The sequence below is a fragment of the Yoonia sp. R78084 genome (assembly GCF_044595625.1).
Classification (GTDB): domain Bacteria; phylum Pseudomonadota; class Alphaproteobacteria; order Rhodobacterales; family Rhodobacteraceae; genus Yoonia.
Window position 1 is genome coordinate 1,610,907 of the sequence record NZ_CP138993.1, and the last position, 23,216, is coordinate 1,634,122.

Annotated in this window: 23 protein-coding genes and 1 tRNA gene; 17 read left to right on the plus strand and 7 right to left on the minus strand. The window is 59.1% G+C overall.

The window, feature by feature from the left end:
* Positions 1-411: 411 nt before the first annotated feature.
* Together SJY29_RS08260 and SJY29_RS08265 are read left to right on the plus strand one after the other, a co-directional pair.
* Complete coding sequence (locus SJY29_RS08260) at positions 412-648, plus strand: hypothetical protein (protein ID WP_400088660.1); 237 nt, start codon at positions 412-414, stop codon at positions 646-648.
* A 2-nt stretch (positions 649-650) separates the two neighbouring features.
* A complete protein-coding gene (locus SJY29_RS08265; RefSeq protein WP_400088662.1) occupies positions 651-1,697 on the plus strand; it encodes a glycosyltransferase family 2 protein in 1,047 nt (348 codons plus the stop codon).
* 64 nt (positions 1,698-1,761) lie between these two features.
* On the opposite strand, the gene SJY29_RS08270 is transcribed toward SJY29_RS08265, so the two are convergent.
* From SJY29_RS08270 to pdxH, 4 genes are all read right to left on the minus strand, one after another.
* Positions 1,762-1,838, minus strand: a tRNA-Pro gene (locus SJY29_RS08270).
* Positions 1,839-1,882: 44 nt separating this feature from the next.
* Positions 1,883-2,329: a DUF192 domain-containing protein gene (locus SJY29_RS08275; protein ID WP_110279016.1), complete on the minus strand. Its 447-nt coding sequence runs from the start codon at positions 2,327-2,329 to the stop codon at positions 1,883-1,885.
* A gap of 26 nt (positions 2,330-2,355) precedes the next feature.
* Positions 2,356-2,883 (minus strand): cold-shock protein, encoded by a 528-nt coding sequence (locus SJY29_RS08280; protein WP_400088868.1) that lies wholly within the window; start codon positions 2,881-2,883, stop codon positions 2,356-2,358.
* A gap of 112 nt (positions 2,884-2,995) precedes the next feature.
* Positions 2,996-3,601 carry a pyridoxamine 5'-phosphate oxidase gene (gene pdxH, locus SJY29_RS08285; RefSeq protein WP_110279018.1) on the minus strand — a complete coding sequence of 202 codons (606 nt, stop codon included), beginning with the start codon at positions 3,599-3,601 and terminating at the stop codon, positions 2,996-2,998.
* Positions 3,602-3,753: 152 nt separating this feature from the next.
* Here pdxH and fabI point away from each other — a divergent pair, with 152 nt between their 5' ends.
* The 5 genes from fabI (at position 3,754) to trpE (ending at position 9,688) form a co-directional block, all read left to right on the plus strand.
* The gene (gene fabI, locus SJY29_RS08290; RefSeq protein ID WP_400088665.1) at positions 3,754-4,560 is read left to right on the plus strand and encodes an enoyl-ACP reductase FabI; all 807 of its coding nucleotides are present in this window, start codon (positions 3,754-3,756) and stop codon (positions 4,558-4,560) included.
* A gap of 11 nt (positions 4,561-4,571) precedes the next feature.
* Positions 4,572-5,075, plus strand: coding sequence for a xanthine phosphoribosyltransferase (gene gpt, locus SJY29_RS08295; RefSeq protein ID WP_110279020.1), 504 nt, complete (start codon positions 4,572-4,574; stop codon positions 5,073-5,075).
* Between the two features lie 21 nt (positions 5,076-5,096).
* Positions 5,097-6,272: an aminotransferase gene (locus SJY29_RS08300; RefSeq protein ID WP_400088667.1), complete on the plus strand. Its 1,176-nt coding sequence runs from the start codon at positions 5,097-5,099 to the stop codon at positions 6,270-6,272.
* 62 nt (positions 6,273-6,334) lie between these two features.
* Positions 6,335-8,170: a peptidyl-prolyl cis-trans isomerase gene (locus SJY29_RS08305; protein WP_400088669.1), complete on the plus strand. Its 1,836-nt coding sequence runs from the start codon at positions 6,335-6,337 to the stop codon at positions 8,168-8,170.
* A gap of 9 nt (positions 8,171-8,179) precedes the next feature.
* A complete protein-coding gene (trpE, locus tag SJY29_RS08310; RefSeq protein WP_400088671.1) occupies positions 8,180-9,688 on the plus strand; it encodes an anthranilate synthase component I in 1,509 nt (502 codons plus the stop codon).
* Between the two features lie 32 nt (positions 9,689-9,720).
* On the opposite strand, the gene SJY29_RS08315 is transcribed toward trpE, so the two are convergent.
* On the minus strand, positions 9,721-11,295 hold the full coding sequence (locus SJY29_RS08315) for a divergent polysaccharide deacetylase family protein (RefSeq protein WP_400088672.1): 1,575 nt from the start codon (positions 11,293-11,295) through the stop codon (positions 9,721-9,723).
* A 122-nt stretch (positions 11,296-11,417) separates the two neighbouring features.
* On the opposite strand from SJY29_RS08315, the gene SJY29_RS08320 reads away from it, so the two are divergent.
* The 7 genes from SJY29_RS08320 to lexA all read left to right on the plus strand — a co-directional run bounded on the left by SJY29_RS08320 (position 11,418) and on the right by lexA (position 16,919).
* A complete protein-coding gene (locus SJY29_RS08320) occupies positions 11,418-11,999 on the plus strand; it encodes an anthranilate synthase component II (protein WP_400088673.1) in 582 nt (193 codons plus the stop codon).
* On the plus strand, positions 11,996-13,012 hold the full coding sequence (gene trpD, locus SJY29_RS08325) for an anthranilate phosphoribosyltransferase (RefSeq protein WP_400088675.1): 1,017 nt from the start codon (positions 11,996-11,998) through the stop codon (positions 13,010-13,012). Before SJY29_RS08320 ends, trpD begins: the two co-directional genes overlap by 4 nt.
* Positions 13,012-13,653, plus strand: a complete 642-nt coding sequence (locus tag SJY29_RS08330; protein WP_400088677.1) for a uracil-DNA glycosylase — start codon at positions 13,012-13,014, stop codon at positions 13,651-13,653. The genes trpD and SJY29_RS08330 overlap by 1 nt, the downstream gene beginning before the upstream one ends.
* Positions 13,650-14,456: an indole-3-glycerol phosphate synthase TrpC gene (gene trpC, locus SJY29_RS08335; protein ID WP_400088679.1), complete on the plus strand. Its 807-nt coding sequence runs from the start codon at positions 13,650-13,652 to the stop codon at positions 14,454-14,456. Before SJY29_RS08330 ends, trpC begins: the two co-directional genes overlap by 4 nt.
* Positions 14,456-14,932, plus strand: coding sequence for a cyclic pyranopterin monophosphate synthase MoaC (moaC, locus tag SJY29_RS08340; protein WP_076658214.1), 477 nt, complete (start codon positions 14,456-14,458; stop codon positions 14,930-14,932). The genes trpC and moaC overlap by 1 nt, the downstream gene beginning before the upstream one ends.
* Positions 14,929-16,101 carry a gephyrin-like molybdotransferase Glp gene (gene glp, locus SJY29_RS08345; RefSeq protein WP_400088681.1) on the plus strand — a complete coding sequence of 391 codons (1,173 nt, stop codon included), beginning with the start codon at positions 14,929-14,931 and terminating at the stop codon, positions 16,099-16,101. Before moaC ends, glp begins: the two co-directional genes overlap by 4 nt.
* A gap of 131 nt (positions 16,102-16,232) precedes the next feature.
* Positions 16,233-16,919 (plus strand): transcriptional repressor LexA, encoded by a 687-nt coding sequence (gene lexA / locus SJY29_RS08350; RefSeq protein WP_400088683.1) that lies wholly within the window; start codon positions 16,233-16,235, stop codon positions 16,917-16,919.
* Positions 16,920-16,931: 12 nt separating this feature from the next.
* Here the strand turns inward: lexA and SJY29_RS08355 are convergent, their stop codons facing one another.
* On the minus strand, positions 16,932-19,043 hold the full coding sequence (locus SJY29_RS08355; RefSeq protein ID WP_400088685.1) for a ComEC/Rec2 family competence protein: 2,112 nt from the start codon (positions 19,041-19,043) through the stop codon (positions 16,932-16,934).
* An 83-nt stretch (positions 19,044-19,126) separates the two neighbouring features.
* Between SJY29_RS08355 and gltX the strand changes: the two genes are divergently transcribed.
* The 3 genes from gltX (at position 19,127) to SJY29_RS08370 (ending at position 22,449) form a co-directional block, all read left to right on the plus strand.
* Positions 19,127-20,521: a glutamate--tRNA ligase gene (gene gltX, locus SJY29_RS08360; protein ID WP_400088687.1), complete on the plus strand. Its 1,395-nt coding sequence runs from the start codon at positions 19,127-19,129 to the stop codon at positions 20,519-20,521.
* Between the two features lie 98 nt (positions 20,522-20,619).
* The gene (locus SJY29_RS08365) at positions 20,620-21,915 is read left to right on the plus strand and encodes a citrate synthase (protein ID WP_400088689.1); all 1,296 of its coding nucleotides are present in this window, start codon (positions 20,620-20,622) and stop codon (positions 21,913-21,915) included.
* Positions 21,916-21,951: 36 nt separating this feature from the next.
* The gene (locus SJY29_RS08370; RefSeq protein WP_400088691.1) at positions 21,952-22,449 is read left to right on the plus strand and encodes a GNAT family N-acetyltransferase; all 498 of its coding nucleotides are present in this window, start codon (positions 21,952-21,954) and stop codon (positions 22,447-22,449) included.
* Here SJY29_RS08370 and SJY29_RS08375 read toward each other — a convergent pair.
* Entirely contained in the window at positions 22,434-23,210 is a 777-nt protein-coding gene (locus SJY29_RS08375; protein ID WP_400088693.1) for an enoyl-CoA hydratase-related protein, read from the minus strand. The genes SJY29_RS08370 and SJY29_RS08375 overlap by 16 nt on opposite strands.
* Positions 23,211-23,216 lie beyond the last annotated feature (6 nt).

Here is a 23,216-nt window from a genome sequence, read left to right on the forward strand (position 1 = left end):
GGTGATTCACTCACAAACTTGTCCACAGATCTGTGCATTCAGCCGCGTTACGAGAAACTGTTTGACTTCGCAAACTTAGCCATGCCGCTTCAAGCAACCTGTCAACTCTCACGGCGCAGGCATGATATGAATCGGCTCTGCGGAATGCACCCCAGACGGGCCGTTGCAGGATAGTCACGCTGCGAAAGGTTCCGTTTCGCCGTATGACCTATTGGCTCTCATCGGGCATGCAGTTGCGCGCAACCCCCGACAGAAAAACGTGGTCAAATCAACACAGGCTGTCACAGCTTGTACGATCAGCCAGCGATAACAATTGACTAGGCCTTGGGTGTGTAGTTTGCCGGTTTGCAGCGACTTTGTGCGCTTTACGTGCAAGATGTCGAAGAAACTCGATTGATTAGGAGAAAATCAATGAACAAATTCTGGATCATTCTGGGCGCGCTGCTTGTTGCTGGCGTATCCGCATACGCAGGCGGTCTGGCCGATGCGATTACCGAAACTGCACCGATGGTCGAGCCCGTCGCAGCAGAATCAAGCGTGCCTAGCTGGCTCATCCCGGCGGCAATCGCTTTGGTGCTGATCGGCGTTGCTGTGTCCGGCGGTGACGACGAAGAAGATGGCAGCGACCCTTACTCTGACCTGCGCTAACCTTGCTCGCATTGCGCGCGAACGAATCTGGTAAGAACGAAAAGGCCGCGAGAATATCCTCGCGGCCTTTTGTTGCTGTCGGGATTTGCACGTTCCAGCGCACTGAACCGTTGATTGAGTTGCTTGAATCAATCGGCGCCCAGACAGGCCAAATTGATGCCGACGTTGTCATTCTCATCGTCGACAACAATCCAACACCTTCAGTTCCACAAGATCGTGTCCGGAAGAGCACCCCTTACAATGTCAGGATCGTTCACGAACCGCGCACAGGCCTTGTTCATGCCCGCAACCGGCTTTTTGAGCTGGCTGAAGAAACCGGCGCCGATTGGCTGATCGGCGTTGATGATGATGCCACGGTAGCCAAAGACTGGTTGGCTCAGTGGATGCAGGGAACATCCAAGATGGAGGCCAAGATATTGCTCAGCGATATCCAGTTGATGTTCTCTGACGCGGTCAGTCCGTTCATCCCTCAGCGCCAATTTGCGCAGCCAGCGGAAGGGAAACCGCCACGGGTACTTGCAACTGGGAACTATGCCATTTCGCGCGAAGTCTTTGCACGTAACGGCGGATTGGGTTTACGTTTTCATCCCGATTTCAATCATATCGGTGGAGAGGACGCAGAGTTCTTTCTCAGGGCTAAGCGTCAGCACGGAATCGTCCTGTCCGGTTGGCCAAACGCCCGTGTTTATGAAAAACAACGCGGACATCGGTTAACACTGCGCTACCATTTAAACCGGACCCTTTGCACGCAAATGTGCGGCTATTACATTGCCGCGCTGCATAGGAAAGACCACATACTGAAAAAACCGCGCCCCATGGCTATCATGCTCACGCGTCGCACAATAAGAAGCATCGGGAAGGGACTGGCCGCCCTCACGTCGGGCGCCTTGACACTCCCCTTCGATCGTTCCCTTGGTAAAAAGACAATCGGGATCGGGCTTGAACATATGACGCGCGCATACGCTGTTGTACCCTATTTGTTCGGCAAAGCATCTCGACGCTACGGTGTTGTATCTTCCACGAGCACCGAACCCCCTCAGGCAGGGTAGAGTAAACCGCACAAACGGGTTGTAGCTTCCCGCGTTCTATCCAAGACGATCATTTTCCTGAAAATGGTCGGGGCGGAGAGATTCGAACTCCCGACCCTCTGTTCCCAAAACAGATGCGCTACCAGGCTGCGCTACGCCCCGAACCATGGCGTGTCTTTAGCCCCCCGAAACTGATTTGAAAAGCCCTAATTGCCCTCGTTTTTCGCACAAGGCAAAATAGCGTCTGTCCCAAAGCTGGGGTGCTGCATCACGTCGCCAGCAGCGATGCCCAAACGGGAAGAAAGACCGCCATTGATCTCCAAAACCATCTGCACACCCTCGCCTCCCGAGATCGACGTCGTGTCTCCGGGAATCGCGTTTTCATGGATATGCAGGATTTCACCTGTCGGGCTGGCGAACAACATATCGAGGGGAATCAGCGTGTTCTTCATCCAGAAGCTCACGCTTTGGGGCTGCTCATAGATAAAGAGCATCCCCGAGAGCAAAGGCAGCTCTTCCACAAACATCAGCCCCTGTGCGCGTTCGCGCGCATCATCGGCCACATCAATGGTAAAGGTCGCCTGACCAAATTCGCCCCTGATCGTGATCCGGTCATCGGCACATGTGGCCCAAAGTGGCGCAGCGGCCACCATGAGCACCCCCACAAAACTGGCTAGCTTCACTTGGCTGCAGCCTCCCAGCCGATGACTTCAATGGCCATGCGGCCACGTTCGCCATCTACCATGCGCAATCCAACTGCCTCGCCTGATTGCAGATCGGACAAGCCAGAACGCCGCAACACTTCGACGTGCACAAAAACATCTTCGCTATTGCCAAAGACATTCGCAAAACCAAAGCCCTTGCCCTTGTCAAACCACTTCACCCGAGCGGGCTCGATCGGCCGACTGGCAATATCTTCGGCCGTAAACTCGACCATATCGCGCAGCGGGAGCGCTTCTTCGCTGGCCGGCGGTGTGATTGAAAGCACTTCCGTTGCCTGCAATCCACGCTGGGTATCCTGCACCATTATCGTGATCTCAGACCCGTCCACAACGGACCCCTGACCGAAATTGCGCAACACATTCGCATGCAGCAAAATATCGGGTCCGCCCTCCTCGGAGATAACAAACCCAAATCCCTTGGTGGGATCGAACCATTTCACCTGGCCCAGTACCTTACGCGGCGTACCGGTATCCTGCGTTTCCATCATGTCTTCCTTTTGAACAGCGGCAATTTACTTGCCGCTATCCGTATTTGTCTATCGCCCCAACCAAGACGTCGAGTTAACCAAACTAGCCCATAAGCCTTCACATAAGACATTACGGTGACAGTCGGGTAATCTCCCACTCCTGGCCAACTTCACTGCGCGACCACCGAAACCGGTCGTGCAAACGAAATGCGCCATCAGACCAAAACTCGATTTCCAGAGGCACAATCCGGAAACCGCCCCAAAAAGGTGGCCGTTCCGGGTCCGCACCTTTTTGTATCGTTACTTTTGCAACCTCAGCCATCAGCGACGCACGCGACGCCAAAGGACGAGACTGTTGTGATGCCCATGCTCCAATTCGGCTCTTAAGAGAACGCGACTTGTAATAGTCATCAGCGATTGGGCCATCCTCTTTCGAGACAAGCCCCCGCACCCGTATCTGCCTTGCGAGTGATTTCCAATGCAAAACGAATGCAGCCTTCCCAGATTGCGCGATTTCTTGCGCCTTCTGGCTTTCATAATTAGTGTAAAAAACGAAGGCGTCTACTTCGATATCCTTCAAAAGCACCATGCGCACGTTCGGCATGCCGTTCTGATCAACCGAGGAAAGAGCGATCGCATTCGGATCACTGGGTTCCGTTTCAGCCGCCGCGTCAAGCCATTCCTGCGCAATAACAAACGGATCTGTACCCGCAAAAATGCCGCCACGGTCAGACATAGCTGATCCCCAAACAAAACCCCCACCGCCACGCTATGGGGAAATAGGAACAGTGGCAAGCATTTTGCATCATTGTTCAGATACTTGCTGGCCCGCGCGCAATCGCCTAAACGAAGTATGAGCCAGAGGCAAACAACAAAGGAATTTGCGCAATGACATCGGAACTGATGAAGGGCAAACGTGGCCTGATCATGGGCCTCGCCAACGACAAATCTATTGCCTGGGGCATTGCCAAAGCCTGTGCGGATGCCGGCGCGGAACTTGCGTTTTCTTATCAGGGCGAAGCGCTGAAAAAGCGTGTCGACCCGCTTGCTGCTTCGGTTGGCTCTGACATTGTCCTGCCTTGTGACGTGGGTGATGAAGGCTCGATTGACGCACTTTTTGCGGCATTGGAAGAGCGTTGGGGCAAGTTGGACTTCATCGTACATGCAATTGGTTTTTCAGATAAAAACGAATTGCGCGGCCGTTATGTCGATACCACCCGCGGCAACTTTCTGACATCCATGGATATCTCGGTTTATTCCTTTACGGCCGTTGTGCAGCGCGCCGAAAAGATGATGACAGATGGTGGTTCCTGCCTGACGCTGACCTATTATGGCGCCGAGAAAGTCATGCCACATTACAACGTCATGGGCGTGGCCAAAGCCGCGCTTGAGGCCTCGGTCCGGTATCTGGCCGAGGATCTGGGTAAGGATAAGATTCGCGTCAACGCCATCAGCGCAGGCACGATCAAGACACTGGCAGCTTCGGGCATCGGTGATTTCCGTCTCATCATGAAGTGGAACGAGTATAACTCGCCCCTGCGCCGCACCGTCACGCAAGAAGAAGTGGGCAATTCCGCGCTTTATTTGTTGTCAGATTTGGGCAGCGCTGTAACTGGCGAAGTCCTGCACGTGGATGCAGGGTATCATGTCGTCGGCATGAAGGCCGTAGACGCCCCCGATATCACCAAAGAATAGGACTGCGCGCTATGACCGACCGTTTGCCACATGAAAAAGGGTTCCATATCAGTTGGGACCAGATCCATCGTGACAGCCGTGCCTTGGCATGGCGCCTTGACGGCAAAGGCCCCGACAATGGCGCATGGCGCGCCGTTGTCGCAATCACACGGGGCGGCATGGCCCCCGCGATGATTGCCGCGCGCGAACTGGATATCCGCACCGTCGATACCATCAGCGTCAAAAGCTACGACCATCAGGACCAATCGGAGGCCAGCGTGCTGAAGGCCCCTGATGCCGAACTCATGGGTGATGGCACCGGGATTCTGATCATTGATGATCTGGTAGATAGCGGCAAAACCCTTGAACTGGTGCGCGAAATGTACCCCAAAGCGCATTTCGCAACGGTCTATGCAAAACCCAAGGGCCGCCCGCAGGTTGACACATTCATTACCGAAGTCAGCCAGGACACATGGATCTTCTTTCCTTGGGACATGGCATTGCAATACGTCGAACCCTACCGCGGCAAAGACTGAACAGCACTTCGGGAACACATTATGACAGGCACACGCACCAGCGCCACTTTCCCTCCGCCTGTCATGGAGGCGCGGCGCTGGCTTGCGGGTGTCACCCATCCGGCTGACCGCCCGCTTTTGAACGTCAGTCAGGCGGCCCCTGTCGATCCGCCCCCCGCACCTTTGCGCGAAGCGATGGCAGACATCGTCCTGAACGACGCCGATGCGCATCTCTACGGCCCTGTCCTCGGCCTGCCCGCTCTGCGGGCGGAAGTCGCCGCACAGTGGAGCACCAGCTATGGCGGAAATATCGCCGCAGATCAGGTTGCAATCACGTCAGGCTGCAATCAGGCCTTTGCAGCCGCGATCGCAACACTCTGCACCGAGGGTGACGAGGTGATTGTCCCCGTCCCGTACTACTTCAACCACCGCATGTGGCTGGATATGTCGGGCGTCAAAACAGTTCCTTTGCTGGCAGGCGACGGCATGATCCCGCAAGTAGATCATGCGGCGAAACTGATCACTGCCAAAACCCGCGCCATTGCCTTGGTCAGCCCCAACAACCCTTGCGGTGTGGAATACCCCGCTGCCGTCCTGCACGCCTTCCGTGATCTGGCCCGCGCGCATGGCATTGCCCTGATCGTCGATGAAACTTACCGCGACTTCGACAGCCGCACGGGCGCACCACATGATTTGTTCGCCGATCCCGCCTGGGACGACACGCTGATCCAGCTCTATTCCTTTTCAAAGGCCTACCGCCTGACCGGTCACCGCATTGGAGCCGTTGTCGCCAGCCCTGCCCGCTTGGCCGAAATCGAAAAATTTCTTGATACCGTCACGATCTGCCCCAACCAACTGGGCCAACGTGCCGCCCTTTGGGGGATGCAGAACCTCGGCGCGTGGCTGGCCGGCGAGCGCATCGAAATCCTCGACCGGCGCGCGGCGATTGAAGAGAATTTCCATCTGCTCGCGGACAAAGGCTGGGAACTTTTGGGCTGTGGCGCATATTTTGCCTATGTGAAGCACCCGTTTGCCATGTCTTCCGCTGATCTCGCACCGATTCTGGTCAAGGAGGCCGGCGTTCTGCTGCTGCCCGGCACCATGTTCATGCCCGATGATATCGCAGGCGGCGACAGCCAGTTGCGGATCGCTTTTGCCAACATCGACCGCGCGGGTGTCGAAACGCTCTTCAACAGGCTGTCACTGCTGGAACTCTAGCCCTTGCACCGCCGCGTCCGGCCCCTTATTCAGACGCAAACCAGCGGGTGGAGCGGCAACAAATGGCTAAAAAAGACAAACCTCGTTATGGCGCATGGATCATTGTCGGCGTTATTCTTGTAGGCCTTGCAGGCTTTGGCTCGGGCGGCCTGAGCGGGAACATCCGCAACATCGGGACAGTGGGTGAGAAAGAGGTGAGCGTCGCCTCTTACCAGCGCGCCCTGAACGATCAAATTCGCGCGGTATCGGCCCAGTTTGGCCAACAGATTACTTTCCAGCAGGCGCAGGCCTTCGGCATTGACCAGCTTGCGCTTAGTCAGGTTGTCTTGCTGCGCACCCTTGATAACGAAGCGGACCAGTTGGGTATTTCTGTCGGCGACGAACGCGTTTTTGAACGCCTGCGGGCGATCCCGTCTTTTCAGGGTGCCGGAGGCTTTAACCGCGAGACCTATCGCCTTGCCTTGCAGCAATCAGGCCAGTCCGCAGCCGAGTTCGAAGCCGGCATCCGCGAAGAAACCGCCCGCACCCTGCTGCAGGGCGCTGTTGTCAGCGGCGTGCCGGCACCGCAGGCCTATGCAGATGCCATGGTGCAATACATTAGCGAAAGCCGTGATATCACTTGGGCCGTCGTGGACGCCGAAGACCTGACCGCGCCAGTGCCGGGTGCGACGGAAGCCGCACAGCAGGCCTATTATGACGCAAACCCCGCCGAATTCACCCTGCCCGAAGCCCGCAATATTACCTATGCGTGGCTGACGCCCACGATGATTCTGGACGAGATGGTCGTTCCTGATGAAGCGGTAGAGCGTCTGTACAATGAACGGATTGCCGAATTCGTCCAGCCCGAGCGCCGTCTGGTCGAGCGTCTGGTCTATCTGGATGCAGACCGTGCCGAAGAAGCAATGGCACGGCTCAACGCAGGCGAAGCCACCTTTGAGGAACTGGTCGCAGAGCGTGGCCTGTCGCTCACCGACGTCGACCTTGGTGATGTAAGCAAGGAAGATCTGCGCGCCGCAGGTGACGGCGTCTTTGCCGCCGATACCGGTGAGGTCGTGGGGCCGTTCAACTCGAACCTGGGCCCTGCCCTGTTCCGCATGAATGCTGTGCTGTCCGAGCAAGTGACGACGCTGGAAGAGGCGACACCGGACCTGCGCGAGGAATTGGCGGCAGATGCCGCACGTGACTATATCAATGACCGCACCGATGCGATCATCGACCTGTTGGCGGGCGGCGCGTCCATGGCCGATCTGGCCGAACGCACGGAAATGGAACTTGGCACCGTGAACTGGACACCAGACACGATTGACGGGATTGCCGCCTATGACGCCTTCCGCGATGCCGCGGCCACCGTGCAGGAAGGTGCTTTCCCCGAAATCATCGACCTTGCGGATGGCGGTATTTTCGCGCTGACACTGGACGGCATCACCCCGCCGACACTGCAACCGCTTGAGGATGTACGCGAAGCGGTCGCGCAAGCGTGGGAGGCCCAGGCCCGCCAGGAGGCAATCCTTGCAAGAGCCGAGGAGATTGCCGCTGATATCCTGCCCCTGACGGGCTTTGACACGCTGGGCCTTGACCCTGTGATCGAGCAAGGTCTGACACGCCGGAGCTTTGTGGAAGGCACACCGCCTAACTTCAATGATGTGCTGTTCGACATGTCGATTGGCGAGGTTCGCGTCGTGGACGCCTTTGATCGCGCCCTGATTGTCCGTCTGGACAATATCGCAGCCCCTGACCTGACTGATCCGTCAGTCATCGCACAGCGCGATGCGCTGGCCGAAAACGCGCGTGCCGGGATCGCACAGGATATCTTTGACGCTTATGCAACATCAGTGCAGCAACGCACCGAGACATTGCTGAACCAGCAAACCATCAACGCGGTCAACGCGCAATTCTAAGGCGGCCCTATGGCACTCTTGCCCGATTACAACAGTTTCGCCGCACACTATGACGCGGGCGCTAGTCAAGTGGTTTACACACGGATCGCAGCCGATCTGGACACGCCTGTCTCTTTGATGCTGAAACTGTCCGGCGCGGGCAAAAACGCCTTCATGCTCGAAAGCGTGACGGGCGGCGAAGTCCGCGGGCGCTATTCCATCGTTGGTATGAACCCCGATCTGGTCTGGGAATGTCGCGGCACCACATCGCGGGTCAACCGCTCTGCCCGCTTTGATGACGATGCATTCGAAGACATGGCCGATGACCCGCTGACTGCCCTGCGGGCATTGATCGCCGAATTGCGCATTGATCTGCCTGACGGCCTGCCTGCGGCATCTGCGGGGCTTTTCGGGTATTTGGGCTATGACATGATCCGTCTGGTCGAGCATCTTCCCGATATGAACCCTGACCCCCTTGGCCTGCCGGATGCGATGATGCTGCGCCCTTCGGTTGTTGCAGTGCTGGACGGGGTCAAAGGCGATGTAATCCTTGTGGCGCCCGCCTATGTGACGCCGGGCGTGTCCGCCCGCGCGGCCTATGCGCAAGCAGCAGAGCGTGTGATGGACGCACAGCGCGCCCTTGAGCGCCCGATGCCCAGCGAAGCACGTGATCTGGCCGAACCTGCACAGGTCGCACCGCCTGTATCGAATTTCGCGCATGAGGCCTATCTGGCCGCTGTTGAGAAGGCCAAAGAATACATCCGCGCCGGTGACATCTTTCAGGTGGTCCCGTCCCAGCGCTGGACGCAGGACTTTGTGGAGCCCCCTTTCGCGCTTTACCGGTCACTGCGGCGCACAAACCCGTCGCCTTTCATGTTCTTTTTTAATTTCGGTGGCTTTCAGGTGATCGGGGCCAGCCCTGAAATTCTTGTCCGTGTCTTCGGCAAAGAGGTCACGATCCGCCCTATCGCAGGCACCCGCCCACGCGGTGCGACCCCCGAAGAAGACAACGCGAACGAAGCCGATCTGATGGCCGACCAGAAAGAACTGGCCGAGCATCTGATGCTGCTTGATCTGGGCCGCAACGACACCGGCAAGGTCAGCAAAATCGGCACCGTCCGCCCGACCGAGCAATTCATCGTCGAGCGTTACAGCCACGTCATGCACATCGTGTCCAACGTGGTGGGTGAATTGGCCGATGATCAGGATGCGCTGAGCGCCTTCTTTGCAGGCATGCCTGCCGGCACGGTCTCGGGCGCACCCAAGGTCCGCGCGATGGAGATCATCGATGAGCTGGAACCCGAAAAGCGCGGCGTCTACGGCGGCGGGTGCGGATACTTCAGCGCCAACGGCGATATGGATATGTGTATCGCGCTGCGCACCGCCGTGTTGCAGGACGAAAAGCTATATATTCAGGCCGGTGGCGGTGTGGTCTACGACAGCGACCCCGAGGCGGAATATCAGGAAACGGTTCACAAATCGAACGCCATCCGCAAGGCCGCCGCCGACGCCACGATGTTTCGCGGCAGCGGTAACTAGCGCATTACCGGCTGAAACTCCGGCGTTGGCTCTTATTCGTCCTGTGAAAGCAGGATCGCAGAGACGGGCGCTATCGCAAGCGTGGACTGGTCAAGCCCGGCCGCCCAGTCGCGCAGCGCTGCGAGTGTGTCCGGCGTCATCCGCCCCATGATCACAACGTCACTGGTCTGGCGCGCACGGAACGCGGCCTGATCCAACGCGCGCGCAATGGCACCGCTGTCTTCATCCGCGCCATCAAGATCACGCAGGATCGTCGCGGCAGGCACACCGGCCTGTTCCGCCGCGCGTGTCGCATCGCTCAGCCCACGCTGGACGGTGACAAAGCCAAGGCCGTCAGCCGCCAATATCTGCATCACCTGCGCAGTGACGGCGCGGTCCTGGATCGCGCCTGCGCCCAATGAAAACAGCATCGCGGCTTCGGGCAAGAGCTGGAACGCCGCCTCGAAGGCCACTTCCACATCCGCAGGGCGCGCACCCGAGGGAAGATCAGCCTGAAGTGCCACCTCAAGCCCCGCCGCGCGATAGGCCGCCATCTTCTCGCCTGCCCCGTCGGCCAGCGCGTTGATCGCAACTGTCGGCGCAAAACCGAGGCCCGCGAGTGCAGGAGCCGCATCCACCATCGCATCGGTATCGACCAGCACAACGGCGATCTTCGGCAGGCCTTCTGTCGCTTCAAACGGTGCCGCAAAGCGCAACAAGGCAGGGGCATCATCTGGCAATACGTCGGCCTCGGCGGGTGTCGGTGCGACGGTCTCGGTCTCTTCCGGCTCTGCCCCCGGACGGTTGATCCGCACCCCGCCTGATGCTTGTGGCAAGGCTTGCGCCACGATCACCTGCTGGTCTGACGCGGCGGGTGCTTGCTCTGGCACCGTCGCTTCGTCCTCTGGGGCAGTGTTTTCTTGCTCGGGCACAGGTGTTTCTTCCGGCGTTACCATGACGGTCTCGGCTGCGACAGGAGCCTGCGCGGTCTCAACTGCAGCTTCGCTCACAGGCTCATCACTTGCTGTAACTTCCATCGGCGTGTCCTGCGGAACCTCGGCAACTTCGTTTTGCGAGGTGTCCTCTGCTGCCGGTGCCGCCTCTTGCGGTTCAGGCGCGGGCTCTGCCGCTGGCGCGGTCGCTGTAGTTTCAGCATCCGCAGCAACCGCTTCGGCTTGATCCTCGACAACAATCACAGGCGGCGCAACAGCGGCTGGTGTATCATCCTGTGCGGCGGTCACAGGCGGGGCCACGTCGAGTGCCTCAACGGCATCATCCGCCAAGACAGGTGCTGTGGCCGTCGTTGCCGCTTGCGGCGCTGGCTCTTCCACGGCCGTTACGACGGGCAATTCGGCGGTTTCCGTCGACACCTCCGGTGGGGTCTCGCTATCCGGCGTCGCAACGCTCAGCGGGACAGAGTCTGCAAAATTCGGCACATCTTCAGGGCTGCTGGGGAGCGGCACGGGCAGTTGCGTTGTCGTCACAGCAGGGACCATGTCAGGCGATGCCAACTGCGGTTCGGCAGGGCCGGTTGCAAAATCCGGCTGTTCATTGGCAAGCGAGACGATACCCAAACCAACGCAGCCGCAAATCAGCCCCCAGAGACTGCCCTTTACATAGCCCTTCATCTGCCCACACCTTTTTCTTCGACCTTGACGTGCCCTTGCGTCCCGGCCCATGTATGGCGGGCTTATACCGTTCACTTCACCGGAAACGGTAGCCCTTTTTGTCACATGCGCGGGTTTTTACTATGCTGCTTCTGATCGATAACTATGACAGCTTTACCTATAATCTGGTCCACTATCTGGGCGAGCTGGGTGCGGAAGTCGTGGTCAAACGCAATGACGCGCTTGATGTACAAGAAGCGATGGCCATGCGCCCCGAAGCAATCATGCTGTCGCCCGGCCCTTGTGATCCGGCCCAAGCGGGGATTTGTCTCGCGCTCGTGCATGCCGCAGCTGAGGTGAAGATGCCGCTGATGGGTGTCTGCCTTGGGCATCAGGCAATCGGCGAGGCCTTCGGCGGCAATGTCGTGCGGTGCCATGAGATCGTTCACGGCAAAATGGGTGCGATGCATCATACCGGCAAAGGGCTGTTTGCCGGATTGCCAAGCCCGTTTGAGGCCACGCGCTATCATTCGCTGGTGGTGGACCGCGCCACCCTGCCCGACTGCCTTGAGATCACGGCAGAGCTGGAAGACGGCACCATCATGGGCCTGCAACACCGCGACCTGCCGATCCACGGCGTGCAATTCCACCCCGAAAGCATCCGGTCCGAACACGGCCATCAGCTTCTCCAGAACTTTCTTGCCAACACGAAGGTGCCCGCATGAGTGACGCAATGAAGCCGCTGATTTTCGCAGCCTCCGAAGGCCCGCTGTCGCGGTCGCAGGCGGAAGAGGCCTTCGGCTATCTCTTTGAAGGGGCCGCGACCCCTGCGCAAATTGGCGGGTTTCTGATGGCGCTGCGTGCGCGCGGCGAATTTGTCTCCGAATACGCCGCAGCCGCCGCAGTGATGCGCGCGCATTGCATCCCCGTCAAAGCCCCCGAAGGTGCGATGGATATCGTCGGCACCGGTGGTGATGGCAAACACACGTTGAATATCTCGACCGCGACCGCCTTTGTTGTGGCTGGTGCCGGCGTACCCGTGGCCAAACACGGCAACCGCAACCTGTCCTCGAAATCGGGCACCGCAGACGTACAGGGTGCGCTCGGCATCAATGTCATGGTTGGCCCTGAGGTGGTAGAGAAAGCGATCGCAGAAGCAGGCATTGGTTTTATGATGGCGCCGATACACCATCCGGCGATGAAACATGTGGGACCCATCCGCGTCGAATTAGGGTCAAAAACGATCTTTAACATACTGGGACCATTGACTAACCCCGCAGGCGTGAAGCGCCAGCTAACCGGCGCTTTCGCTCCTGACCTGATCTTTCCCATGGCCGAAACCCTGCAACAGCTTGGCACCGAAAAAGCGTGGCTCGTGCACGGGAGCGACGGCACCGACGAGATCACGATCTGCGGCCCCACGGCTGTTGCGGCCCTTGAGGACGGCAAGATCAGGTCCCGCGAAATCCACCCCGAGGATGCGGGCCTTCCGGTCCATAGTTTCCGCGATATCATCGGGGGCACGCCCGAAGAAAATGCCGCGACCCTTTCTGCTTTACTCGATGGCGAGACAGGCGCGTACCGTGACGCCGTGCTTTTGAACGCCGCAGCCGCCTTGGTCGTGGCCGACAAAGCAGGCGATCTCAAAGAAGGGGTTGCAATCGCCCGCGACAGCATCGACAGCGGCAAAGCCAAAAAGGCGCTCGCAACACTGGCACGGATTACCTCTGCCGCGTGATGTTTGATCTGACCGATCTTGGCGCGTGGGATGATCTGCCGTTTTTTACACAGGACCTGCCGGAGATAGCCGCCCGGATTGAGGGGGATGTGCTGCCGCCCCCCGCGCTGACCTTTGCCGCCCTCAAACGCACCCAACCCGATGAGACCCGTGTCGTGATCCTCGGCCAGGACCCCTATCATACCCCCGGCAAAGCCGATGGACTGGCGTTCTCTATTCCAGATGACTTTGGCGGACGCCTTGACAGCCTGGGCAATATTTTCAAAGAAATTCAAAGCGATACAGGCCATGTCCGCACGAAGACTAGCCTTCAGGATTGGGCAGATCAGGGCGTTTTGCTGCTCAATACCGCGCTGACGGTGCCTCCGGGCCAGCCCAAAGCCCACGCCCGACTGGGCTGGTCAACGCTGGTCACCCAAGCGCTGAAACGTCTCGACGATCACCCCCGCGCCTTTATCCTGTGGGGCGCACCTGCACAGGCCTATGCCAAACACCTTGGCCCCGATCACCTGATCCTGCGCGCGCCGCACCCGTCCCCGCTTTCCGTACATCGCGGGTTTTTCGGGTCGCGCCCATTTTCAAAGGTGAACCAGTGGCTTATTGAACAAGGCCAAGAGCCAATCAACTGGGCGGACCCATGAGCGATATTCTCGAAAAGATCAAAACCTACAAACTCGCCGATGTGGCCGCGCGCAAAGCAGCGGTTCCTCTGACCGAGGTCGAAGCCCGCGCCAAAGAAGCCCCGCCGACACGCGGTTTCGCCGATGCGCTGGCAGGCGCCATACGTGAAGGTTATGGCCTGATCGCAGAAATCAAGAAAGCCAGCCCTTCAAAGGGCTTGATCCGTGCCGATTTCGACCCGCCCGCGCTCGCCAAGGCTTATGCCGACGGGGGTGCCACCTGCCTGTCCGTCCTCACCGACGGCCCCTCTTTCCAAGGCGACGACAGCTATCTGACCGCGGCCCGCAGCGCCGTCGATCTACCCGCCCTGCGCAAGGATTTCATGTATGACACCTATCAGGTCGCCGAGGCCCGCGCCCTGCACGCCGACTGCATCCTGATCATCATGGCCAGCGTGAGCGACGCCCAGGCGCAAGAGTTGGAAGAGGCCGCCTTTGCATGGGATATGGATGTGCTGATCGAAGTGCATGACGCGGCAGAACTGGAACGCGCGACGCTGTTGAAGTCTCCGCTGATGGGGATCAACAACCGCAACCTCAAAACCTTTGAAACCACGCTTGATACCACCCGCACCCTGTCAAAACTGGTGCCCGCAGACCGCATGATCGTCTGCGAAAGCGGCCTGAACACACCCGAGGAACTGGCTGATATGGCCCGCTACGGCGCGCGTGCGTTCCTGATCGGTGAAAGCCTGATGCGGCAGGATGATGTGGCCACAGCCACCCGCACCCTGCTTGCCAATCCCGCCACAGGGCGCCTGTGATGTCAGGGCTTTCGCATTTCGATTCCGACGGCAAAGCGCATATGGTTGATGTCTCGGACAAACCCGTGACCGCGCGCACGGCGATTGCGGAAGGCTATATCAGGATGACGCCCGCGACGCTCGCTCTGATCACCGAAGGCCGCGCCGACAAAGGTGATGTGCTGGGCATCGCGCGGATCGCAGGAATCATGGGCGCCAAGAAAACCGCCGATCTGATCCCGCTCTGCCACCCTTTGCCGATCACAAAGGTCGCGCTTGATCTGACCCCGGACACCACCCTGCCCGGCATCCGGATTACCGCTACCGTCAAAACCGGCGGTCAAACCGGTGTCGAGATGGAGGCGCTGACAGCCGTCAACATCGCAGCCCTGACCGTTTACGACATGGTCAAAGCCGTACAAAAAGATATGGAAATCGGCGGTGTGCGGCTCACCTTCAAGGACGGCGGCAAATCGGGACGGTTCGAAAACCCATGATTTCGGTCGACGAGGCCCTTTCCCATCTCTTCGCGCTCACCTCACCGCTGGACGCCGAAGACGTCCCGCTGATCAAGGCGCATGGCCGCGTGCTTGCAAAAGACGTATATGCCACACGCAACCAGCCTCCTTTCGCCGCCTCCGCAATGGATGGTTATGCGGTCGACGCCACATCGATCAGAACCGGCCAGACCTATGAAGTCATCGGCGAGGCTGCCGCTGGCCATGCATGGCAAGGTCAGGTTGGTCCGGCGCAGGCCGTGCGTATCTTTACCGGCGCCCCTTTGCCCGACGGGACAGATCACGTCATTATCCAGGAAAATGTCACCCGTAAGGGCGATACAATCACCCTTGATGACAGCGCCATTGACACCCCCTTCGTGCGGCCTGCCGGTGCCGATTTCAAGGCGGGTGATGCCATCCGCGCGCCGCGTGTGCTCACCCCGTCCGATATCGCCCTGCTCGCGTCGATGAACATCGCGACCTTGTCTGTCACCCGCAGGCCATCGGTCGCCATTATCGCAACGGGCGATGAACTCGTCCAACCGGGCGAGACACCGGGGCCCGATCAGATCATCGCCTCGAACAGCTACGGGCTCGCAGCGCTCATCCGCCAGCTTGGCGCTGACCCGCGCCTGCTCCCGATTGCGCGCGACACCCGCGCGTTGCTCGCGCTAGCCTTTGATCTGGCCGCGGATGCAGACCTCATTGTCACAATCGGGGGTGCCTCCGTCGGTGATCATGATCTGGTGGGCGAAGTCGCCGCCGACAAAGGTATGGACCGCGCCTTTTACAAAGTCGCGATGCGCCCGGGCAAACCGCTGATGGCAGGGCGCATGGGCCGCACCACAATGATCGGCCTGCCCGGCAACCCTGTCTCTGCCATGGTCTGCGGGCATGTGTTTCTCGCCCCCGTGATCCGCAAAATGCTGGGGCTGGGCGCGTACCCTGCCCTGCGCGAAACCCACCCTCTCGCCAAACCCGCCCCCGCCAACGGGCCCCGCGAACACTATATGCGCGCGCATCTCGGCCCTGAGGGTGTCACGATTTTTGACCGTCAGGACAGCGCGCTGCTCACCGTGCTGGCCGAGGCCAATTGCCTTGCCGTGCGCCCGATCAACGATTCCGCCCGCGACACTGGCGACCAGATCGAAATCATCCGCCTCTGAACCTGGACTTTCCATGTCCCATCAAACTTCCGCCGGAAGCATCCCGGACTATCCGCACGGAACAGCCATCAGTTGACACAAAACAAGAACATGCATAGAACATATGCAAAACGTGGCAACGGAGCAGTCATATGTTGACGAAAAAACAGCTCGATCTTCTGGAGTTCATTCACAAGCGTGTCCAGCGCGATGGTGTCCCGCCCAGTTTCGATGAAATGAAAGAAGCGCTCGATCTGCGCTCCAAGTCCGGTATCCACCGTCTGATTACCGCACTGGAAGAACGTGGTTTCATCCGGCGTTTGGCGCACCGCGCCCGTGCGCTTGAGATCGTGAAACTGCCGGATGCGATGCAGGGCAAGACCGGTTTCCAGCCGCGCGTCATTGACGGGGACAAACCCGACAGCACCCCCGCTGACGCGATGGCCGTTGAATCCGGTGCGATCGAATTGCCGATGATGGGCCGCATTGCTGCAGGTGTCCCGATCGAGGCAATCAGCGAAGCCTCGCACAACGTCTCTGTGCCGCAGTCCATGCTGGGCAGCGGTGATCACTACGCGCTTGAAGTCAAAGGCGATTCGATGATCGAGGCAGGCATCAACGACGGCGATGTCGTCGTGATCCGTGAAACTTCCGTTGCCGATAACGGTGATATCGTCGTGGCCCTTGTTGAAGGCCATGAAGCCACGCTGAAACGGTTCCGCCGCAACGGCTCTGCTATCGCACTTGAGGCTGCGAACCCTGCCTATGAAACACGGGTGTTCCGTGATGATCAGGTCAAGGTCCAAGGCCGATTGGTCGGCCTGATCCGCACCTACTAGGGGCGCTCCAATTCATCTCGGAAGGGTCGCTTCGGCGGCCCTTTTTTGTTGTGCATAAGGGAGCGTGACGGGCGCAGGCCATGGTCCTTGCCAACTGTTCCATGGGCGCTGCCCTGTGATTTGATGTGCCGTCGTGATCCGCAAGTCACCATTCCCCGCCACATCCAGTGCCAAAGCGCCCGTGTTGCGCAACCGCGCCACATCATAGACCGCGCAGGGACGCGTCCCTGCGTCAATCTCGTTGCTGATCAGCACATCGGCCCCATCACAGTCCCGCAATTCCGCGAGAGCTGTTTTGCCGGATACCTGCAAAACCTGCCATCCACCCAGATCGGCCCGCGTGACACGCCCCTCGGTCAAGAGCCCGTCACGCGCGGCGGCCACCTCTTGGGCCACGGGCGCGCCATCATTCTCAAGCCAGATATCCGCCACAAAACCATTGCCAGTGGGCTTGGACAGCGCCCGCCCTTCCGCTCCATTCAGCCCAATCAGCGCACCGCTATCGGCGACAAGCAGCGCGGCGCGCGATGTCTGTTGCCAAAACGCAGCGGCCAGCAAAACGACGGCAACCCCGATCAACCGCCCGCGTCCCACGATCAGCACACACGCCAGAAGCCCAATGGCCAAGAGCGGCAAGACATACCAATCCGGCGCCACAACATGCCCCAACGCCCCCTCTTGTGCGGATACGGTCCGCGCCACCCACAGGATCCAGCGCAGGCCGAGGTCCATCAACCCAAGCCCGATCCACCACAGCCCCAAGGGCGCAAGGCAGACCGCCAGCACCGCCGCAGGCATCACCAGAACGCCCATCAACGGCACGCTCAGAACATTGGCGATCAATCCGTAATGGGCAATCTGGTTGAAATGTGCCGCAGCGAAAGGTGCTGTCGCAATCCCCGCAATAAAGGATGACAGGATCACGGACAGGACCGCTCGCGCCCATCGCGGCAGGCGGCGCAAATCAACCTTTCGCAGCGCCCCGAACGCCACGACAAGCGCCGTAGTGGCCGCAAATGACATCTGGAAACCCGGCCCGATCAGGGCCTCGGGTTGCCACAACAGCACGAGAATTGCCGCAATCGCAACTGCGCGCAGTGTCAGCGCCTTGCGCCCCAGCAAGACCGCAACCAGCATAACCGCAACCATGATATAGGCGCGCTCTGTGGAAACGCTGCCCCCCGAGAGGGCCAGATAGAACGCCCCCACGGCCAGCGCACAGACTGCGGCGATCTTCTTGGTGGGCCAGCGCAAGGCGATGCCGGGGATCAATGCCAAACCATACCGGACGACCGCAAAGATAAAGCCCGTCAAAAGCCCCATATGCAGGCCGGAAATGGCCAAAAGATGCGCAAGATTGGAGGTCCGCAAATCACGCAACGTCTCTTGCCCCATACCGGAGCGATCACCGGTCATTATGGCGGCGGCAAAGGCCCCCGCCTCGCCCGGGATGGAAGCTTGCACCGCGCGCGATAGAGCCATGCGCAGCGCAAAAAGGCGTGCGGCAAGCGTGGTGTTATCCGCCGCTACCCGACGCAGGACCGGGGTGCGCGTATAGCCCACAGCACCCAGTTGCATGAACCACGCATGGCGTTGAAAATCAAAGCCGCCCGGCTCCGCGGGCCCTGCGGGCGGTGAGAGATGCCCCGTCAGGATGATGACATCACCGGGGGTAAACACCGCAAGCGGTTGTTGCCCGTGGACCGACACACGCACATGGTGCGGTGTGCGGTCAGGCGACATGCGTTCAAGAACCACCCGGTCCAGCGTCAGCCGCACCGCATCGCTGGCCGAGCGATCAATATTCACGATCCGGCCCTCGATTGCCCCATAATAGCGAAAGGTCAGGATCGGCGCCTCGACCGCCGCAACACGCAGCTTGGCAACGCCCGCGCCTGCAACCACCAGAACAAGGGCCATGAGCAAAGGCGCAAAAGCCGTGGGCACCAGACGTAAAGCAAGCAACGAACCGGCCGCAGCAATGGTGAAACCGGCCATAAGCAAGACACCAGGTTCAAATGACAGTGCAAAATAGGTGCCAATACCAACGCCGAGACACACAGGCACCCAGCCGATCAATTGCCCGCGTTGCGCCAGAAGCGCGTCTTCGATCCGCGCACGCACTTGTCCTTCACCCCGCAGTCTTCTATCCCACGTCCAAGCCGGGATCTTACCGGAAAGCTGGTTAGCGAAAGGTTAATATACCCATGTCTGTTGTCACACGCTTCGCCCCGTCCCCCACCGGTGCCCTGCACATCGGGGGTGCGCGCACGGCCTTGTTTAACTGGCTTTATGCCCGCGGACACGGTGGCACATTCCTGCTGCGGATCGAGGATACAGACAAAGCGCGTTCCACAGACGAAAACCGCCAGGCGATCCTTGATGGTCTGACATGGCTAGGCCTTGACTGGGATGGCGAACCAACCAGCCAGGCCGCTAATGCCGACCGTCACGCCGCTGTTGCCCACGAACTGCTGGCCAAAGGCGCGGCCTATAAGTGCTTCAGCACCCAAGATGAAATCGAAGCTTTCCGTGAAAAGGCCCGCGAAGAGAAAACATCCACCCTCTTCCGCTCGCCTTGGCGCGATCTGGCCGCAGCAGACCATCCTGATGCACCCTACGTGATCCGCATCAAGGCCCCGCGAGAGGGACAAACAACGCTGCACGATGAGGTGCAAGGCAATGTCACATTCGCCAATGACCAGTTGGACGACATGATCCTGCTGCGCTCGGACGGCACACCGGTTTATATGCTGGCAGTGGTGGTGGACGATCATGACATGGGTGTGACCCATGTGATCCGTGGCGACGACCACCTTGCCAACGCCTTCCGCCAGAACATGATCTACGAGGCGATGGGCTGGGCGAAACCGGTGCTGGCCCATATCCCGCTGATCTTTGGCCCTGACGGCAAGAAATTGTCAAAACGCCACGGGGCGACGGGCGCTGCCGAATATCAGGCGCTGGGGTATCCTGCGGCCGGAATGCGCAACTATCTGGCGCGTCTGGGGTGGAGCCACGGGGATGATGAATTCTTCACCGACGCACAGGCCAAGGAATGGTTCGATCTGGACGGAATCGGCAAATCACCCGCACGGTTTGATTTCAAAAAGCTCGAAAATATCTGTGGTCAGCATATTGCGGTCGCGGACGATGCTGCACTGCTGCAAGAAATGCACGGTTACCTTGCGGCAACAGCGGCTGAACCGCTGACCGAGACACAAAAAGATGGCATGCTGAAAGCGATGTACTGCCTTAAAGAACGGGCCAAGACCTTTCCGGAACTGATTGAAAAGGCTCACTTTGTTCTGACGTCCCGCCCGATCGTGCCGGACGAGAAGGCTGCGGCCCATCTGACGGATGTATTCCGTGGTATACTGGGAGAATTGACGCCGCAGTTGCAAAATGCTAGCTGGTCTCGTGACATCCTGGAAGGGATCGTCGCATCCACTGCCGAAGCTCATGACATGAAACTAGGCAAGCTGGCCGGACCTTTACGGGCGGCTCTCGCTGGACGCGCGGTCTCACCGAGTGTGTTCGACATGATGTTGGTCCTCGGGCAAGATGAAACCATCGCCCGCCTGCAGGATGCCAGCCGCTAATATCTGCGTCATACACGCGTGATTATCCGCTGGTAACCAATGTTGATTGATGCTGCTGCTGCGACTGAATTGGTCGCAGGACCGAAAGGGAATGAAATATGGCTGAAACTACCGATACCGCGAAGCTGACGCTCAAAGGCAAGACTTACGAATTGCCCGTCTACTCCCCCACAGGCGGACCAGACGTGATTGATATCCGCAAGCTTTACGCCCAAGCCGACGTGTTCACCTACGACCCTGGCTTTACGTCCACAGCAGCCTGCGACAGCACCATTACCTTTATCGACGGCGAAGAGGGTATCCTGCTGCACCGTGGCTATCCGATCGACCAGCTGGCATCCCAGTCGCACTACCTCGAAGTCTGCTATCTGCTGCTTTATGGTGAGCTGCCTTCTTCCACTGAGTTGGAAAAGTTCGAATCCCTTGTGACCAATCACACGATGATCCACGAACAGATGCACAACTTCTTCCGTGGTTTCCGCCGTGATGCGCACCCGATGGCCACGATGGTGGGTGTCGTCGGCGCGATGTCTGCATTCTATCACGACAGCACCGATATCAATGACCCGCACCAGCGCGAGGTCGCCACGATCCGTCTGATCGCCAAGATGCCAACCGTTGCGGCGATGGCCTATAAGTACTCCATCGGCCAGCCGTTTGTGTATCCACGCAACGATCTGGATTATGCCGCGAACTTCCTGCACATGTGCTTTGCTGTGCCCGCGCAGGAATACCACGTTGATCCGATCCTTGCCCGCGCGATGGACCGTATTTTCACGCTGCACGCCGATCACGAGCAAAACGCATCGACCTCGACCGTGCGTCTGGCCTCTTCCTCTGGCGCCAACCCGTTTGCCTGCATCGCGGCTGGTATCGCCTGTCTTTGGGGCCCTGCGCACGGTGGTGCAAACCAGGCCTGTCTTGAGATGCTCAAGGAAATCGGCACCGTCGACCGTATTCCTGAGTTTATTGCACGCGCCAAGGACAAGAACGACCCATACCGTCTGATGGGCTTTGGCCACCGTGTATATAAAAACTTTGACCCACGCGCGACTGTGATGAAGCAAAGTGCCGATGAGGTGCTGGAGCTTCTGGGTGTCGAAAACAACCCCGTGCTGCAAGTCGCCAAAGAGCTTGAGAGACAAGCGCTGGCCGATCCGTATTTTGCCGAAAAGAAGCTGTTCCCGAACGTCGACTTCTATTCCGGCATCATCCTTGAGGCGATGGGTTTCCCGACTTCGATGTTTACCCCGATCTTTGCCGTTGCCCGTACCGTGGGCTGGATTTCGCAATGGGCCGAACAGCTTGCCGATCCACAGTTGAAGATCGGCCGTCCGCGCCAGCTTTATCTGGGCGAGATGGAACGCAAATATGTCGATATCGAAAAACGCTAAGACTTTGGGGCTGCCTTCGGGCGGCCCTTTTCAATCATGCCCCTTGTGACCAAACGCTTGGCCCTACGCGCCGCGGGGCAAGGCGACCTGATGGACCTCTATGTGATCTTCAGTGATCCGCGCGCCATGCGCTATTGGTCAACACCACCCCATGACAGCCCCGCACGCACGCAGAAAAACCTTGACCGTTTGATCGCCCATGCCGACGGGTTGCTGACCTACTTCGTGATTGAAAAGGACGGGCGCGTGATCGGGACCGCAGGCATGCATCAAGCCGATGAGGTGGGCTTTATCCTGCATCCGGATTATTGGCGGCAAGGCATCATATCCGAGGCCATGGGCGCGATTATTCCGCACCTCTTTGCCATCACGGATCACGCGCAACTCACCGCTGAAGTAGACCCCAGAAATGCAGCTTCTGTTGGTATCCTCAAATCACTGGGGTTCAAGGAAACCCACAGGGCAGAGCGGACATACTGGATAAACGGGGAATGGTCAGACAGCGTGTATTTCGCGCTTCAGCGGCCTTCATAGACCGCTTTCCGCTTTTCCAGGAACGCGACAACACCTTCCTGAAAATCACGCGTCTTGCCGCAGCGCCCTTGCAGTTTTGCCTCCAGCGCCAGTTGCTCGTCCAATGAGTTCTCGAACGACCCGCGAATGGCCTTTTTCAACTGCCGGTAAGCCACCGTCGGACCCTGTGCCAGATGGGCGGCGCGCCCGGCCACATGGTCTTTGAATGTCGCGGCGGGGGCGGTTTCATAGATCATTCCCCACTGCTCCGCCTGTTGCGCGCTGATCTTGTCGGCAAAAAGGGCGGCCCCCATCGCCTTGGCAGCACCCATCTGGCGCGGTAACCAATAGGTGCCGCCGGCATCAGGGATCAGGCCGATGCGGGTGAAGGCCTGAATGAAATACGCATCCTCGGATGCAATGACCACATCCGCCGCCAGTGCGAGGTTCGCTCCGGCCCCGGCTGCGGGACCGTTCACCGCCGCGATTGTCGGGACACGGCAATCGAAGATCGCCTTCAGCATCGGCACATATTCGTCACGCAGGGTGCGTTCCAGATCAAGCGTCGCCGCGCTCCCGCCATCGCCAAGATCCTGACCGGAACAGAACGCCCTGCCCGCCCCAGTCAGGACAACCACCCGCGCATCTTTTTCAGCGGCTTTGAAGGCGTGGGTGATCTCGGCGCGCATCTGTGTGTTGAGCGCATTCATCATGTCGGGGCGGTTCAGCGTAATCTCTGCGATAGAATTGCGAATGGCGAAGTGAATGGCCTGATAGTCCATGAGCGG

What these genes read in the sequence shown, in the direction of transcription:
- gpt (WP_110279020.1), top strand. Translation starts at nt 4,572, where the DNA reads ATGACCGACCGTTTGCCACATGAAAAAGGGTTCCATATCAGTTGGGAC.
- SJY29_RS08320 (WP_400088673.1), top strand. Translation starts at nt 11,418, where the DNA reads ATGCTGCTTCTGATCGATAACTATGACAGCTTTACCTATAATCTGGTC.
- SJY29_RS08370 (WP_400088691.1), top strand. Translation starts at nt 21,952, where the DNA reads ATGCCCCTTGTGACCAAACGCTTGGCCCTACGCGCCGCGGGGCAAGGC.
- glp (WP_400088681.1), top strand. Translation starts at nt 14,929, where the DNA reads ATGATTTCGGTCGACGAGGCCCTTTCCCATCTCTTCGCGCTCACCTCA.
- SJY29_RS08280 (WP_400088868.1), bottom strand. Translation starts at nt 2,883, where the DNA reads ATGGAAACGCAGGATACCGGTACGCCGCGTAAGGTACTGGGCCAGGTG.
- pdxH (WP_110279018.1), bottom strand. Translation starts at nt 3,601, where the DNA reads ATGTCTGACCGTGGCGGCATTTTTGCGGGTACAGATCCGTTTGTTATT.
- trpE (WP_400088671.1), top strand. Translation starts at nt 8,180, where the DNA reads ATGGCACTCTTGCCCGATTACAACAGTTTCGCCGCACACTATGACGCG.
- SJY29_RS08375 (WP_400088693.1), bottom strand. Translation starts at nt 23,210, where the DNA reads ATGGACTATCAGGCCATTCACTTCGCCATTCGCAATTCTATCGCAGAG.
- SJY29_RS08305 (WP_400088669.1), top strand. Translation starts at nt 6,335, where the DNA reads ATGGCTAAAAAAGACAAACCTCGTTATGGCGCATGGATCATTGTCGGC.
- SJY29_RS08275 (WP_110279016.1), bottom strand. Translation starts at nt 2,329, where the DNA reads ATGGTGGCCGCTGCGCCACTTTGGGCCACATGTGCCGATGACCGGATC.
- gltX (WP_400088687.1), top strand. Translation starts at nt 19,127, where the DNA reads ATGTCTGTTGTCACACGCTTCGCCCCGTCCCCCACCGGTGCCCTGCAC.
- SJY29_RS08260 (WP_400088660.1), top strand. Translation starts at nt 412, where the DNA reads ATGAACAAATTCTGGATCATTCTGGGCGCGCTGCTTGTTGCTGGCGTA.
- SJY29_RS08315 (WP_400088672.1), bottom strand. Translation starts at nt 11,295, where the DNA reads ATGAAGGGCTATGTAAAGGGCAGTCTCTGGGGGCTGATTTGCGGCTGC.
- moaC (WP_076658214.1), top strand. Translation starts at nt 14,456, where the DNA reads ATGTCAGGGCTTTCGCATTTCGATTCCGACGGCAAAGCGCATATGGTT.
- lexA (WP_400088683.1), top strand. Translation starts at nt 16,233, where the DNA reads ATGTTGACGAAAAAACAGCTCGATCTTCTGGAGTTCATTCACAAGCGT.
- trpD (WP_400088675.1), top strand. Translation starts at nt 11,996, where the DNA reads ATGAGTGACGCAATGAAGCCGCTGATTTTCGCAGCCTCCGAAGGCCCG.
- SJY29_RS08365 (WP_400088689.1), top strand. Translation starts at nt 20,620, where the DNA reads ATGGCTGAAACTACCGATACCGCGAAGCTGACGCTCAAAGGCAAGACT.
- trpC (WP_400088679.1), top strand. Translation starts at nt 13,650, where the DNA reads ATGAGCGATATTCTCGAAAAGATCAAAACCTACAAACTCGCCGATGTG.
- fabI (WP_400088665.1), top strand. Translation starts at nt 3,754, where the DNA reads ATGACATCGGAACTGATGAAGGGCAAACGTGGCCTGATCATGGGCCTC.
- SJY29_RS08300 (WP_400088667.1), top strand. Translation starts at nt 5,097, where the DNA reads ATGACAGGCACACGCACCAGCGCCACTTTCCCTCCGCCTGTCATGGAG.
- SJY29_RS08330 (WP_400088677.1), top strand. Translation starts at nt 13,012, where the DNA reads ATGTTTGATCTGACCGATCTTGGCGCGTGGGATGATCTGCCGTTTTTT.